7 protein-coding genes, 2 tRNA genes and 3 rRNA genes are annotated in these 15,015 nt (G+C 61.0%); 8 read left to right on the forward strand and 4 right to left on the reverse strand.

Annotated features, from left to right (window positions below):
- The first annotated feature begins 51 nt into the window (after nt 1–51).
- On the forward strand, nt 52–393 hold the full coding sequence (locus KME82_RS01940) for a hypothetical protein (protein WP_235567800.1): 342 nt from the start codon (nt 52–54) through the stop codon (nt 391–393).
- 152 nt (nt 394–545) lie between these two features.
- Here the strand turns inward: KME82_RS01940 and KME82_RS01945 are convergent, their stop codons facing one another.
- Both KME82_RS01945 and KME82_RS01950 read right to left on the reverse strand, forming a co-directional pair.
- Nucleotides 546–1,724: an anhydro-N-acetylmuramic acid kinase gene (locus KME82_RS01945; RefSeq protein ID WP_252255588.1), complete on the reverse strand. Its 1,179-nt coding sequence runs from the start codon at nt 1,722–1,724 to the stop codon at nt 546–548.
- A gap of 285 nt (nt 1,725–2,009) precedes the next feature.
- Nucleotides 2,010–3,491: a M23 family metallopeptidase gene (locus KME82_RS01950; RefSeq protein WP_215497042.1), complete on the reverse strand. Its 1,482-nt coding sequence runs from the start codon at nt 3,489–3,491 to the stop codon at nt 2,010–2,012.
- Between the two features lie 196 nt (nt 3,492–3,687).
- On the opposite strand from KME82_RS01950, the gene tyrS reads away from it, so the two are divergent.
- The 7 genes from tyrS (at nt 3,688) to KME82_RS01985 (ending at nt 12,710) form a co-directional block, all read left to right on the forward strand.
- Complete coding sequence (tyrS, locus tag KME82_RS01955) at nt 3,688–4,911, forward strand: tyrosine--tRNA ligase (RefSeq protein WP_215497043.1); 1,224 nt, start codon at nt 3,688–3,690, stop codon at nt 4,909–4,911.
- A 797-nt stretch (nt 4,912–5,708) separates the two neighbouring features.
- Nucleotides 5,709–7,253, forward strand: a 16S ribosomal RNA gene (locus KME82_RS01960).
- Between the two features lie 105 nt (nt 7,254–7,358).
- Nucleotides 7,359–7,434: transfer RNA gene (locus tag KME82_RS01965), tRNA-Ala, on the forward strand.
- A 19-nt stretch (nt 7,435–7,453) separates the two neighbouring features.
- A tRNA-Ile gene (locus tag KME82_RS01970) sits at nt 7,454–7,530 on the forward strand.
- 261 nt (nt 7,531–7,791) lie between these two features.
- Nucleotides 7,792–10,657 (forward strand): 23S ribosomal RNA (locus tag KME82_RS01975).
- A 171-nt stretch (nt 10,658–10,828) separates the two neighbouring features.
- Nucleotides 10,829–10,943: ribosomal RNA gene (rrf, locus tag KME82_RS01980) — 5S ribosomal RNA — on the forward strand.
- Together the 16S, 23S and 5S rRNA genes with 2 tRNA genes alongside form the textbook arrangement of a ribosomal RNA operon.
- A 543-nt stretch (nt 10,944–11,486) precedes the next feature.
- Complete coding sequence (locus KME82_RS01985) at nt 11,487–12,710, forward strand: right-handed parallel beta-helix repeat-containing protein (RefSeq protein ID WP_215497044.1); 1,224 nt, start codon at nt 11,487–11,489, stop codon at nt 12,708–12,710.
- Between the two features lie 302 nt (nt 12,711–13,012).
- Here KME82_RS01985 and KME82_RS01990 read toward each other — a convergent pair whose 3' ends face one another.
- The gene (locus KME82_RS01990; RefSeq protein ID WP_215497045.1) at nt 13,013–14,329 is read right to left on the reverse strand and encodes a sensor histidine kinase; all 1,317 of its coding nucleotides are present in this window, start codon (nt 14,327–14,329) and stop codon (nt 13,013–13,015) included.
- Nucleotides 14,326–15,012 (reverse strand): response regulator transcription factor, encoded by a 687-nt coding sequence (locus tag KME82_RS01995; RefSeq protein WP_215497046.1) that lies wholly within the window; start codon nt 15,010–15,012, stop codon nt 14,326–14,328. The genes KME82_RS01990 and KME82_RS01995 overlap by 4 nt, the downstream gene beginning before the upstream one ends.
- Nucleotides 15,013–15,015: the final 3 nt, after the last annotated feature.

Genomic DNA, 15,015 nt, shown 5'->3' on the forward strand with positions numbered 1-15,015 from the left:
GGCCAACTTCGTGTTGCTAACGACACGCGAACGGTGGCAACTTGCCCGACAGTGACCGATATCATCCTGCACAACCTCGATGCCATCCTGGCCGACCGCCTGCGTCGGGTCGCGGAGGCGCGTGGCTGGAGTCTGCAGCGCACCGCCCTGCATCTGATCGAGAGCGGGCTGTTCGTGGTCGAGGCCGAGATGGTCGGGCGCTTCAACGATCACGACGCCGACGCGCTGCAGGAAGCGATCGCGGCGCTGCAGGAAATCCCCAGCGATCCGGGCTTCTCGCTGATCGGCCGCGCCGAACCGCAGGAAGCGCCGAAACCGCGCAGCGCCGGCCCGGACCTGAGCAGCCTGGAACTGCTGGAAGAATTCCGCCCGCGCACCCCCGATTCGGCCTGACTCGCCGCGCCGCAAGCCCCGTCGCCGCATCGACGGCCCCGTGTAGGAGCGGCGCGAGCCGCGACCGCGCAACCGCGCATACCTCGAAAACGCAGCCCCCGGCATAGACCGCAAACACCGCGGCTTGTCGCCGCGTATCCCGCCGCACCGCCTCAACCCGCCGGATGCACCGTCCCCAACACCCGCAACCCCCGCGCTCCGGTCACGCTCGGCAGATTCCCCGGCAACCCCGCCAGGGTCTGCCGCGCCAGCCACGCAAAGCCCATCGCCTCGACGAAATCCGGGTCCAGCCCGTACTGCTGGGTCGATTCCACCGTCACCCCCGGCAAGCGCGCCGCCAGCCGCGCCAGCAGCGCGGTGTTGCGCACCCCGCCGCCGCAGGCCAGCACCCGCGTGGTCGCCGGCTGATGCGCGCGCAGCGCGTCGGCGATGCTGATCGCGCTGAGTTCGAGCAAGGTCGCCTGCACGTCCTGCGGCCGCTCGCCGCCGCTCAGGCGGGCGTCGACCCAATCCAGATGGAACTGCTCGCGGCCGGTGCTCTTGGGCGGCGGCAGCGCGAACCAGGGCTCATCGAGCAACCGCGCCAGCAACGACGGATCGACCTCGCCCTGGGCCGCGAACGCGCCGTCGGCGTCGTAGGGCCGGCCCAGATGGCGCAGCGCCCAGGCGTCCATCAGGCAGTTGGCCGGTCCGGTGTCGAACCCGCGCACCTCGCCGCGCGCCGGCAACAGGGTGAAATTGGCGATGCCGCCTAGGTTCAGCGCGACGCGGTCCTCGTCGGGCGAATGCAGCAGCGCGGCATGGAAGGCCGGCATCAGCGGCGCACCGTGGCCGCCGGCGGCGACATCGCGGCGACGGAAATCCGCGGCCGTGGCGATGCCGGTGCGTTCGGCGATCACCGCGCCGTCGCCGATCTGCCAGGTGAAAGGGTGCTGGCCGTCGAAGCGCGCGCCCGCCGGGCGATGGCGCACGGTCTGCCCGTGCGAACCGATCGCCGCGACCGCGCGCCGGTCCACGCCGGCCTCGTCGATCAGCGCCAGCGCGGCCTGCGCGAACGCCTGCGCGACCTGGATGTCGAGCGTGCCCAGTTCCTCCAGCGAGCGCGCATCGCCGCCCTGGCCGAGCGCGACCAGGCGTTCGCGCAGATCGTCCGGCCACGGGTAGGTGCGGCCGAGCACCAGCGCGCAGCGCGTCGGCGCGGCGCCGTGTTCGAACTGCACCAGCGCGGCGTCGATGCCGTCGGCGCTGGTGCCGGAGATCAGGCCAAGATAAAGGCCTGAAGCCGGTTCACCCGCGCCGGTGCCCGACGGGATCGAAGAATTGTCAGCCACGACGTGGTTTCCTAAGGCCTGAAGCCGGTTCACCCGCGCCGGTGCCCGCCGGGATCGAAGAGTTATCAGCCACAACGCAGTTTCCTAAAGCCAATCGATCGGTCGCTGGATACTAACGGTAGGAGCGGCGCGAGCCGCGACCGCGACATCGCGCATTCGACGCAAACGCGATGTCGCGGTCGCGGCTCGCGCCGCTCCTACAGGGGGAAACCCACGTAATCGCACTTCAAAAAAGCAAAAGGCCTCCGAAGAGGCCTTTCGCGTATGCAGACAGTCGCCCCGGACTTACGCCCTGCGCGACTTGGCCACCTTCTTCGCCACCTGCTTGATCGACGGCGTGGCCTGCTGGGCCGGCGCGGGCGCGGGCGCCGGACCGGCATCGGCGTAGATGACGTTCTCGACCTGACGGATGCGCGCCAGCGCCACGCTGGTCTGGCTGCGGAACTGCGCCAGCGCCGCGCCGCTGAGCGGCTCGGGCGGCGGCATGGTCACCGACAGCGGATTGCGATGCACGCCGTTGACGCGGAATTCGTAATGCAGGTGCGGCCCGGTCGCCAGGCCCGAGCTGCCGACATAGCCGATCACCGTGCCCTGGGCGATGCGCTGCCCCGGCTTGACCTTGCTGAAGTTCGACATGTGCCCGTACAGCGTGGTGTAGCCGCGGCCGTGATCGAGGATCACCGCGCGGCCGTAGCCGCCCTTCCAGCCGATGAACTGCACGCGCGCGTCGCCCGCGGCCATGATCGGCGTACCGGTGCCGGCGGCGTAGTCCACGCCCATGTGCATGCGGATGTTGCCGAGCACCGGATGCCGGCGCGAGCCGAAGCCCGAGGTCAACCGCGCGTATGCGATCGGCATGCGGATGAAGCTCTTCTTCAGCGGCCGGCCGTCGCCGGTGAAATACTCGGGTTTACCGCCGCGATCGAAGCGGAAACCGGTGTGCAGCTTGCCTTCGCTGGTGAAGGTCGCGGCCAGGATCGGACCGGTGCTGAGCAGCTCGCCCTCGCGCCAGGTCTGCTCGACCACCACGCTGAAACGGTCGTCGGTGCCGACGTCTTCGTTGAAGTCGATGTCGTACTTGAAGATGTCGTCGGTCAGGGTGTTGATGTTGGCCGAGGTCAGCCCGACCTTGCGCGCCGAACGGAACAAGGACTTGCCGACCTTGCCGCTGAGCACCACGGTGCGGGTTTCGGTCGGACGCGCGATCACCTTCTGGGTGATCTTGTCGCCGGTGAGGCTCAGCTCGATCCGGTGGCTGTCGTCCTTGTCGTAACGGAAGGTGCGCAGCGCGCCGTTGACCGGCATGTCGAAGCCCAGTTCGGTGCCGGGCTTCATCCGCATCAGCGCTTCCTTCGCGCCGGGCTGCTCGAGAATCTGGCGCATGGTCGAGGTCGGGATGTCCATGTCCTTGAACACCGAGTTCAAGGTCTGGCCGCGGTTGACCCGGACCAGCTGCCAGCTGTCGCCGGTCTCGCCCTTCAGGCGCGCCAGGGTCAGCGGCGGCAACGCCAGCGCCAGCGACTGGCGCGGCTCGTGCGCGCGCACCGAGGCGGTGGACTGGCTGAAACCGGGAACGATCGCGGCGACCATCATGCCGAGGGTGGCGAACAGGCCGGCCTGCACCCATTGCCGGCCCGACCAGCGACCGTTGAATCCATCGGAGATATGCCGCGCCAACACCGGTCGTTTCAACGCGGCTTCACGCAAGGCTTTCAGTCGTTCGCGTCGTTCGGCGCCCACACTGGAAGCCTGCTCGGGTACTGTCATGGATGGATCCCTCGTGTCGAGGTGTGAAGGCCGCGTAGCGGCGTTACCATAGACACGCGAGCAGTACGCGTCAAACCCTTGAGCTGAATAGGGTTTTTCACCACTGCCGGGTACCAATTCGTTTAACTCACACTTAACCTGAATTCGTGACGGCGTTAACAAAAAGCCGCTCGCGGACCGTCCTTGAGTCCAGCCTTTGAACAGCGCGCCCCCCACCACCCAAGAAGCCCTCGACCTGATCGCCCGCGGCGCCGACGAAATCCTCAAGCGCGAGGAGCTCGAAGCCCGGCTCAAGCTCGGCCGCCCGCTGCGGATCAAGGCCGGGTTCGACCCGACCGCGCCGGACCTGCACATCGGCCACACCGTCTTGTTGAACAAGATGCGGCAGTTCCAGGACCTGGGCCATCAGGTGATCTTCCTGATCGGCGACTTCACCGGAATGATCGGCGACCCCAGCGGCAAGAACGTCACCCGCAAGCCGCTGACCCGCGAGGACGTGCTCGCCAACGCCGAGACCTACGCCGAGCAGGTGTTCAAGGTGCTGGACAAGGAGCGCACCGAGGTCCGCTTCAACTCCGAGTGGTTCGGCAAGATGTCGGCCGCCGACATGATCCGCCTAGCCGGCCAGCACACGGTGGCGCGCATGCTCGAACGCGACGACTTCGCCAAGCGCTACGCCGGCCAGCAGTCGATCGCGATCCACGAATTCCTGTATCCGCTGGTGCAGGGCTACGACTCGGTGGCGCTTAAGTGCGACGTCGAGCTCGGCGGCACCGATCAGAAATTCAACCTGTTGATGGGCCGCGGCCTGCAGGAGCACCACGGCCAACCGCCGCAGATCGTGCTGACCATGCCGCTGCTGGAAGGCCTGGACGGCGTCAACAAGATGTCCAAGTCGCTGGGCAACTACATCGGCATCAACGAGCCGCCGATCGACATCGTCACCAAGACCATGAAGATCGACGACGTGTTGATGTGGCGCTGGATCGATCTGCTGAGCTTCGAGATCGGCATCGCCGAGGCGGCGAGCCTCAAGGGCCAGATCGAAGCCGGCCAGCTCAACCCGCGCGACCTCAAGCTGCGCCTGGCGCGCGAGCTGGCCGCGCGCTTCCACGGCGAGCAGGCGGCCGAGACCGCGGTCGCCGGTTGGAATGCGGCGGTGCGCGGGGAGGGCGATATCTCTTCATTGCCGTTGACCGACGTGGCCGTGCCGGCCGAGGGGCTGCGGATCGCCGCCTTGTTGGTGGCCGCGGGCTTGACCCCCAGCAACGGCGAAGGCAATCGCAAGCTCAAGGAGCGGGCGGTCAAGGTCGACGGCAACGTCGTGGAAGACCCGCAGCAGGTGTTCGGCCCGGGGTTCGAGGGGGTACTGGCGGTGGGCAAGCGCAATTTCGCCCGGGTGCGCCTGGTAGCAGCCTGAGTCATGGCCTGATTCCCGGCGGAAGCTGGGCTGCCGCCTCGGCGAGGCGCAGCTGAAGATCGCATAGGTCCTGTAAGAGAGCCGTGCTTGTCTCCCTCTCCCGCTTGCGGGAGAGGGCCGGGGTGAGGGCCACCAAGTCGCGAACCCGCCGAGAGCCCCCGTCGCGCATAGGTTTTGATGCAGGGCAAAAAATTCCCTGTTCATTTTTCGCAAAACCCCTTCCCAAGCCCTATTCAGATCTGCATAATGCGCGGCCCCGCTGACCGGATGATTGGTTGACGGGGACGCGCAAAAGCAGCGGTTTCGACAGGAGTTGACGGTCTGAAACATTGCTGTAAGATGCGCGGCCCGCTGACCGGTTTATGGGTTGCGGGGCGCGTGGAAAGCGGCGGTTTCGACAAGTGTTGACGAGTCGAAAACATGCTGTAAGATGCGCGGCCCGGTGAGGTGGAATGCTTCGGAAACGAAGGGTTTCGGCGAGTTGGGAAGCGGCAAGAAGTTCGCGAACAGGTGTTGACGTTCACGAAAACTGCTGTATAGTGTGCGGCTCCCTCGGGCACTTCGGTGACGAGACGGAACAAGGCGCTGAGGCCGGTTCCTAAAGATCTTTGACAGTGTGCGCAGGTGACTTGTGCGGGCGTCTGGCGGGTGGATAGTTGTCCATCTTGCAGACGTTCGTAACAGAGTCCAACGATTTAGAAGAAAGCATGCAAATGCGAGTAAGTTGAGTAATTGGCCTGGAACGAAGTCTGCACTCAAAGCATTGATGAAGGCCGCAAGGCTGGAATCGAAACATTTAAGTGAAGAGTTTGATCCTGGCTCAGAGTGAACGCTGGCGGCAGGCCTAACACATGCAAGTCGAACGGCAGCACAGAGGAGCTTGCTCCTTGGGTGGCGAGTGGCGGACGGGTGAGGAATACGTCGGAATCTGCCTATTTGTGGGGGATAACGTAGGGAAACTTACGCTAATACCGCATACGACCTACGGGTGAAAGCGGAGGACCTTCGGGCTTCGCGCAGATAGATGAGCCGACGTCGGATTAGCTAGTTGGCGGGGTAAAGGCCCACCAAGGCGACGATCCGTAGCTGGTCTGAGAGGATGATCAGCCACACTGGAACTGAGACACGGTCCAGACTCCTACGGGAGGCAGCAGTGGGGAATATTGGACAATGGGCGCAAGCCTGATCCAGCCATGCCGCGTGTGTGAAGAAGGCCTTCGGGTTGTAAAGCACTTTTGTCCGGAAAGAAAAGCATTGGGTTAATACCCCGATGTCATGACGGTACCGGAAGAATAAGCACCGGCTAACTTCGTGCCAGCAGCCGCGGTAATACGAAGGGTGCAAGCGTTACTCGGAATTACTGGGCGTAAAGCGTGCGTAGGTGGTTTGTTAAGTCTGATGTGAAAGCCCTGGGCTCAACCTGGGAATGGCATTGGAAACTGGCTGACTAGAGTGCGGTAGAGGGTAGTGGAATTCCCGGTGTAGCAGTGAAATGCGTAGATATCGGGAGGAACATCTGTGGCGAAGGCGACTACCTGGACCAGCACTGACACTGAGGCACGAAAGCGTGGGGAGCAAACAGGATTAGATACCCTGGTAGTCCACGCCCTAAACGATGCGAACTGGATGTTGGGAGCAACTTGGCTCTCAGTATCGAAGCTAACGCGTTAAGTTCGCCGCCTGGGAAGTACGGTCGCAAGACTGAAACTCAAAGGAATTGACGGGGGCCCGCACAAGCGGTGGAGTATGTGGTTTAATTCGATGCAACGCGAAGAACCTTACCTGGCCTTGACATCCACGGAACTTTCCAGAGATGGATTGGTGCCTTCGGGAACCGTGAGACAGGTGCTGCATGGCTGTCGTCAGCTCGTGTCGTGAGATGTTGGGTTAAGTCCCGCAACGAGCGCAACCCTTGTCCTTAGTTGCCAGCACGTAATGGTGGGAACTCTAAGGAGACCGCCGGTGACAAACCGGAGGAAGGTGGGGATGACGTCAAGTCATCATGGCCCTTACGGCCAGGGCTACACACGTACTACAATGGTAGGGACAGAGGGCTGCAAACCCGCGAGGGCAAGCCAATCCCAGAAACCCTATCTCAGTCCGGATCGGAGTCTGCAACTCGACTCCGTGAAGTCGGAATCGCTAGTAATCGCAGATCAGCATTGCTGCGGTGAATACGTTCCCGGGCCTTGTACACACCGCCCGTCACACCATGGGAGTTTGTTGCACCAGAAGCAGGTAGCTTAACCTTCGGGAGGGCGCTTGCCACGGTGTGGCCGATGACTGGGGTGAAGTCGTAACAAGGTAGCCGTATCGGAAGGTGCGGCTGGATCACCTCCTTTAGAGACATAAAGACAGCCAATTGCCTGTCCAGACGTCCGCACAAGTGACCTGCATTCAGAGTTCCCGATCGCCACAGGGCGATTGAGGAGTCGTCCCGTTTCGATGGGGCTTTAGCTCAGCTGGGAGAGCACCTGCTTTGCAAGCAGGGGGTCGTCGGTTCGATCCCGACAAGCTCCACCACCTAGCCAGTAGCAGTTTTGGGTCTGTAGCTCAGGTGGTTAGAGCGCGCCCCTGATAAGGGCGAGGCCGGTGGTTCGAGTCCTCCCAGACCCACCACCCTGGTGAAGAGTTAAAGAGCAGCGACAAAACTTCTGAATTGCGCACACACATAAAGATTTGAAACTGGAAAGGCGCTGAAGCCTTTCAAGTGTTCTTTGAAAAACTGGAATGTAGCGAGCGTTTTGAGACGGAATGTCCATGACGTGTCGTGAGGCTAAGGCGAGTGTCGAAAGACACTTTATTAATTGAGTCGTTATATTCGAGTCCGGGCTTTGTACCCCTGGACCCGTGTAATTCCGAGGCAACTTGGGGTTATATGGTCAAGCGAATAAGCGCACACGGTGGATGCCTTGGCGGTCAGAGGCGATGAAGGACGTGATAGCCTGCGAAAAGCGCGGGGGAGCTGGCAATAAGCTTTGATCCCGCGATGTCCGAATGGGGAAACCCACCTAGCAATAGGTATCCTGCAGTGAATACATAGCTGCTGGAAGCGAACCCGGAGAACTGAAATATCTAAGTACCCGGAGGAAAAGAAATCAACCGAGATTCCCTAAGTAGTGACGAGCGAACGGGGACTAGCCCTTAAGTTGCATCAGCTTCAGCAAAACGAGTTGGAAAGCTCGGCCATAGAAGGTGACAGCCCTGTATGTGAAGGGGCTGATGCGATGAAATCGAGTAGGGCGGGGCACGAGAAACCCTGTCTGAACATGGGGGGACCATCCTCCAAGGCTAAATACTCCTGACCGACCGATAGTGAACCAGTACCGTGAGGGAAAGGCGAAAAGAACCCTGGTGAAGGGAGTGAAATAGACCCTGAAACCGTGTGCGTACAAGCAGTAGGAGCTCGCAAGAGTGACTGCGTACCTTTTGTATAATGGGTCAGCGACTTACTGTTCGTGGCAAGCTTAACCGTATAGGGGAGGCGAAGGGAAACCGAGTCTGATAAGGGCGCATAGTCGCGGGCAGTAGACCCGAAACCGGGTGATCTAGTCATGCCCAGGGTGAAGGTTGAGTAACATCAACTGGAGGCCCGAACCCACGTCTGTTGCAAAAGACGGGGATGAGGTGTGATTAGGAGTGAAAAGCTAATCGAACCCGGAGATAGCTGGTTCTCCTCGAAAGCTATTTAGGTAGCGCCTCGGACGAATACTGCTGGGGGTAGAGCACTGTTATGGCTAGGGGGTCATTGCGACTTACCAAACCATGGCAAACTCCGAATACCAGCACGTACTATCCGGGAGACACACGGCGGGTGCTAACGTCCGTCGTGAAAAGGGAAACAACCCAGACCCACAGCTAAGGTCCCAAATTTATCGCTAAGTGGTGAACGATGTGGAAAGGCACAGACAGCCAGGAGGTTGGCTTAGAAGCAGCCACCCTTTAAAGAAAGCGTAATAGCTCACTGGTCGAGTCGGTCTGCGCGGAAGATTTAACGGGGCTAAGCGATAAACCGAAGCTTGGGGTGCATCACTTCGTGATGCGCGGTAGAGGAGCGTTCCGTAAGCCGTTGAAGGTGGATTGAGAAGTCTGCTGGAGGTATCGGAAGTGCGAATGCTGACATGAGTAACGATAATGCGGGTGAAAAGCCCGCACGCCGAAAGCCCAAGGTTTCCTTGCGCAACGTTAATCGACGCAGGGTGAGTCGGCCCCTAAGGCGAGGCTGAAAAGCGTAGTCGATGGGAAGCAGGTTAATATTCCTGCACCTCGCGTAAGTGCGATGGAGGGACGGAGAAGGTTAGGCAGGCCAGGCGTTGGTTGTCCTGGTGAGAGAGTTGAGGCGGTTCCCTTTGGCAAATCCGGGGGAGCAACGTTGAGACTAAGGACCGGCCCATTAGGGCTAGGCTGCCGATATCACGCTTCCAGGAAAAGCTCCTAAGCTTCAGCTTACGCAGACCGTACCGTAAACCGACACAGGTGGGCAGGATGAGAATTCTAAGGCGCTTGAGAGAACTCGGGTGAAGGAACTAGGCAAAATAGCACCGTAACTTCGGGAGAAGGTGCGCCCTCCACGGTTAATAGCTGAGGGGGGCCGCAGTGACCAGGCCGCTGCGACTGTTTATCAAAAACACAGCACTCTGCAAACACGAAAGTGGACGTATAGGGTGTGACGCCTGCCCGGTGCTGGAAGGTTAATTGATGGGGTCAGCCGCAAGGCGAAGCTCTTGATCGAAGCCCCAGTAAACGGCGGCCGTAACTATAACGGTCCTAAGGTAGCGAAATTCCTTGTCGGGTAAGTTCCGACCTGCACGAATGGCGTAACGACAGCGGCGCTGTCTCCACCCGAGACTCAGTGAAATTGAAATCGCTGTGAAGATGCAGCGTTCCCGCGGCAAGACGGAAAGACCCCGTGAACCTTTACTATAGCTTTACACTGAACGTTGAGTTCGTCTGTGTAGGATAGGTGGGAGGCTATGAAACCATGGCGCTAGCTGTGGTGGAGCCATCCTTGAAATACCACCCTGTCGTGCTTGACGTTCTAACCTAGGCCCGTTATCCGGGTCAGGGACCGTGTATGGTGGGTAGTTTGACTGGGGCGGTCTCCTCCCAAAGTGTAACGGAGGAGCACGAAGGTACGCTCAGCGCGGTCGGACATCGCGCACTGTGTGCAAAGGCATAAGCGTGCTTGACTGCAAGATCGACGGATCAAGCAGGTACGAAAGTAGGTCTTAGTGATCCGGTGGTTCTGTATGGAAGGGCCATCGCTCAACGGATAAAAGGTACTCCGGGGATAACAGGCTGATACCGCCCAAGAGTTCATATCGACGGCGGTGTTTGGCACCTCGATGTCGGCTCATCACATCCTGGGGCTGTAGTCGGTCCCAAGGGTATGGCTGTTCGCCATTTAAAGTGGTACGCGAGCTGGGTTCAGAACGTCGTGAGACAGTTCGGTCCCTATCTGTCGTGGGCGTTGGAGATTTGAGAGGGGCTGCTCCTAGTACGAGAGGACCGGAGTGGACGAACCTCTGGTGTTCCGGTTGTCACGCCAGTGGCACTGCCGGGTAGCTATGTTCGGAAGCGATAACCGCTGAAAGCATCTAAGCGGGAAGCGCGCCTCAAGATGAGATCTCCCGGGACTTTAAGTCCCCTAAAGGAACCATCAAGACTAGGTGGTTGATAGGCAGGGTGTGTAAGTGCGGCAACGCATTGAGCTAACCTGTACTAATGATCCGTGTGGCTTGACCATATAACCTCAAGTTGCCTTGGCTTCATTGACACGTTAAGACGTTTCTCCCAAAATACTGCTCGCTACATTCCAACTTATTCGCCGACGACGGGGTTCATTCCGTTTAAAGCACACCCACGTGAGCGTGAGCGCAACTTCAATCCATCGAAGCCTGCGACCCTCCACCCTCTCCCTGGTGATAATAGCTGTGTGGCACCACCCGATCCCATCCCGAACTCGGAAGTGAAACGCACATGCGCCGATGGTAGTGTGGCCTAAGCCATGCAAGAGTAGGTCATCGCCAGGGGCTTTACCCTAAAACGCCGCAACCATTGGTTGCGGCGTTTTTCTTTGCGCGGAGCAAAACCATCGGCAGGAAGTCTTCCGCGGCGCAAAGCATGGCTGCCCGGTCGTGAGTTGATCCGCCGATATTCGAGCCGCAGTTCGCCCCGATAATCGATGTCCCTGCGAATACCCCGGGGCCAGCGGCGTAAGCCGCGACTACCAAACATGCTTGCGTCGTATGTGCGGCGCCGCGGGCGCGGCTTGCGACGCTTAGGTCCGTTGTGCCGCGGCCCGATTTATGGGGCCTGCCAAATCACATATTCCATGCGAAACCTGAAGTTGTCTTAGATGTAATCCTTAACGATGCAATCGATGCGACAGCCCAATGGCAGAATCCACGCGGTCTCCGGCAGACGTGCCCGCCCTTTCGCCTGAGCCGCGTTTGGGTTGCGGCCTTCTTTCGCGGTGCCATCACAGCGGCGCCACGTGAAATCGCGGTGGCGTTCATCTGATTAGGCGGTCTAAATCATTTTCATACCGTCAACAAATACGACAAGGACAGCTAATGAAGAGACGTCAGTTCATCGGAGCTCCGCTGGCAGTAGCCGCCGCAACTGCGGCTGCGGGATTCGCCACCGTCGCCGACGCGGCTCCGCAGGCCACCATGGAGCGGCTTTCGGTGCTGGATTTCATCCCGCCGGAACTGCACGCAGCTATCTTCGACGAATCCAATACTGTCGATCTCACGGCATACATCCAGGCCGCGATCGATTCGCGTCCCGGGCGTTCCATCGACATCCGCTTTCCCAGCGGCACTTATCGCTTCAACGGAACCTTGCATGTTTCGCGCAACCATCTGTGGCTGAGCGGCGATAACGCCACACTCCTCCATGGGGCTGAAGGCGATGCGATCGTGTTGGGCGACGGAGTCACAGCGTATTACCGGATTCAGATCGGTGGCTTCCTGATGGGCAAGAGCCAGGTTTGCTATTCCGGCGCGATGATCCGCTCGCGGTTGTGCAGCATCGTGACGATCAAGGATTGTTATTTCTATGGAGACGACAAGATCCACGACGTCATGGTGTTCGAGCGCGGTTACCAGATCGACATTCATAACGTCGTATCGGAGAAGTGCCGGAATAATCATGTCACGCTGAGCGGCTCCGGGCCGGGCGCCGATCGCCAGGTGGATGCGACGATCTACGACAACCGCTTCGATTATGGCGCGTCCGCACTGTCGGCAAACGGTTTCGTCGAGGGGATATTCTTTCGCCGGAACATCTGCCTGCGCCAGCGCAACATCATCGCGAGTCTCAACGGAACTGCCAACTGGACTATCCCGTCGGTGAAGATCCAGGAAAACGATTTCGACGGAGGCGGATCCATCGGCCTGCAGATCAATCGCCTGTCCAATTTCCAGATCAACGACAACTGGTTCTCGAGCCTGCAGGACACGGCGTTGCGAATCGACGAAAATGCGGGTGGTGGAACGGTCAGCGACAATCAGTTCTACGCGACTGAAGGCAGAACCGCGATCGAGATCGGTGGTCAAGGCATTGTGATCACCGGCAATACGATCTCAGGTGGGCAGCAAGGGATGTATCTGCGCGCAACCAGCGGGAACATCGTATTCACCGGAAATATGGTGACTTACATGAAAGGTTTGGCCATCAATCTCTATGAGAATCCGTCGATGGTGACGATTGTGGGGAACAACTTCGTGAGCAATGCCGCAGCGATATCGACGGGCGGCACCGCATTAAACGTAGCCAGCAATCTCATTCGCTGACGGGCGACTGGAATGTGAAAGCATGAGAGTGCCCGAAAACCGGTGAGTTTCTCGTTTTCCGAGGGTGGCGAATTTACAGCGTACTCAGCGAACTGATTTAAGTTGCGATGCCGATCGCGTTGGGCTTGGTAAATATCAGGTATCTGGGCGCCAATGCTTCACGGTAAGCGCGAACCATCGACCGGTGTTCGCAGGCGAGGTTCGAGTGACCGCCGCCGCTGAAATGGCGGGTTGGAATAGCGGGTGGGCGACCGCTAAACCGTCAATACGATCGCAGACACCGCGCTGCGATCGTTCGCATCTCAAGAGGCGCGGTCGCCTTCCGGCGCCAGGCCGAGCTCGACTTGGGTCAGTCCGTCGTGGGTCCCGATCCGCAAGCCGATCCGATACCGCTCGCACAGCCGTTGCACGATCGCCAGGCCGAGCCCAAGGCCGGCGCTGCCTTCGCGGCGCTGAAACGGGCGGTGCAGGGTTGCGAGTAAATCCGGTTCAACGGCGTGCCCGCTGTTGACGATATTGAAGCTTGCGCGATCCCCGTTTTTCGCATGGTCGATCCAGATACGCACCACGCCCGCTTCGGTGTGGGCGAACGCGTTGCCGATCAGATTCGACAACAGGATGTGCAGTACCGGTTCGGGCAATACGCTGCGGACGCCGGCCGGTACCTGGATATCGAGGTCGATCGGCTTTCCTTCCAGCAGCACCGCCTGGTCCAGGATCACCCGCTCCAGCAGCGGCAGCACGGGCACCGGTTCGCCCGTCAGCGCCGACTCCTGCGACTCGCGCGCCAGACTCAGCAGCGTGCCGACAGTCCGCTCGAGCTGCGAGGCCGACTGGCGCAGATGAGTCAGGTGCTGACGGCCGGCTGCCGACAGTCCGGGTTCGTCCAGCAGACGCTCGCTGGTGCTGGCGATCACCGCCAGCGGCGTGCGCAACTCGTGGCTGGCGTCGCGGGTGAATTCCTGTTCGCGTTCGATGAAGGTGCGGATGCGTTCGATCAGCTCGGCGACGCCTCGCGCGACCAAGCCGACTTCATCGTCGGCGCGTTCGGGCATCGGCAGTATCGGCAGATGCTGCGGTGTGATCGAGCCGACCTGCGCCGCCAGTCGCGCCAGCGGCGCCGTGGTGCGTCGCGCCAGCCAGTAAGCGATTAACAACGCCAACGCGAACACCGCGGCCGCCGACCAGGCCAGCAATTGCAGGATGCGGTCGCGCATCGGCCGGACCACCAATTGCTGGCTGACTTCGGCGACCAACCACGCATTCGCGGCCGGATCGGCGGCCTGCAGGGTCTTGAGGTGGTAGTGGCGCCCGTCGCGCCCGGCGTATTCGTGACGCCAGGGTTCGTCGCGGTAAGGCGAACGCAAGTCGTCGGGGAATTGGGCGACGTCGGTGTACACCTTCATGTACGGGCTGCGCGGCGTTTCCCAGCGGCCGTCGCGTCGATGCGCCTGCACCAGGGCCGCGGCTTCCTGCCGTAACGCGGCGTCGAAGAACGCGTCTTCGGTGGCATACATGAAGATCATCGCGTACAGGCCGAACACGCCGGCGACGAGCACGGCGAATCCGCCGAACGCGATCATCAAGCGGTTGCGCATGCGCCGCCGCGGCTGTTTCATGGGCGATCGCGCAGCTTGAAGCCCACGCCATGCACGGTGTGCAGCATCGGCCAGGCGAAGGGTTTGTCGAGCGCCTGCCGCAGCAGATACAGATGCGAACGCAGCGGATCGGATTGCGGCACGTCGTCGCCCCACACGCGTTGCATGAGTTCGCTGCGGGTGAGGGTGCGAGGCCAGGCTTCGGCCAGGATCAGCAGAATGCGGTACGCGGTCTGATGCAGTTCGAGCGTCGCGCCGTCGCGTTGCGCGTGGTTGCCGCGGCGATCGATGCTGAGCGGACCGATCCGCAGCACGTGCTGCTCGCCGCTGCGATGACGTTGCGACAGCGCCAGGCAGCGGGCGAGCAGTTCCTCGCCCGCGAACGGTTTGACCAGGTAATCGTCGGCGCCGGCCTCGAAGCCCTTGAGTTTGTCGGCGAGCGTGTCGCGTGCGGTGAGCATCAGCACCGGGATACGGCGGTCGGCGCGCTCGCGCAACTGCGCGCATACGCGCAGACCGTCCAGGCCGGGCAGGTTGAGGTCCAGCACCACGACATCGGGCGGATCGTCCAGCGCCAGACGCAGGCCGGTGCGGCCATCGGCGGCGAAATCCGCCCGATGGCCGTGCGACTCGAACATTGCCGCCATCGCCGTGCGCAGCGGCAGATGATCTTCGACCACGAGTATGCGCAGACGCTCCACCATCGA

The sequence above is a fragment of the Lysobacter capsici genome (assembly GCF_018732085.1).
Lineage (GTDB): Bacteria > Pseudomonadota > Gammaproteobacteria > Xanthomonadales > Xanthomonadaceae > Lysobacter > Lysobacter capsici_A.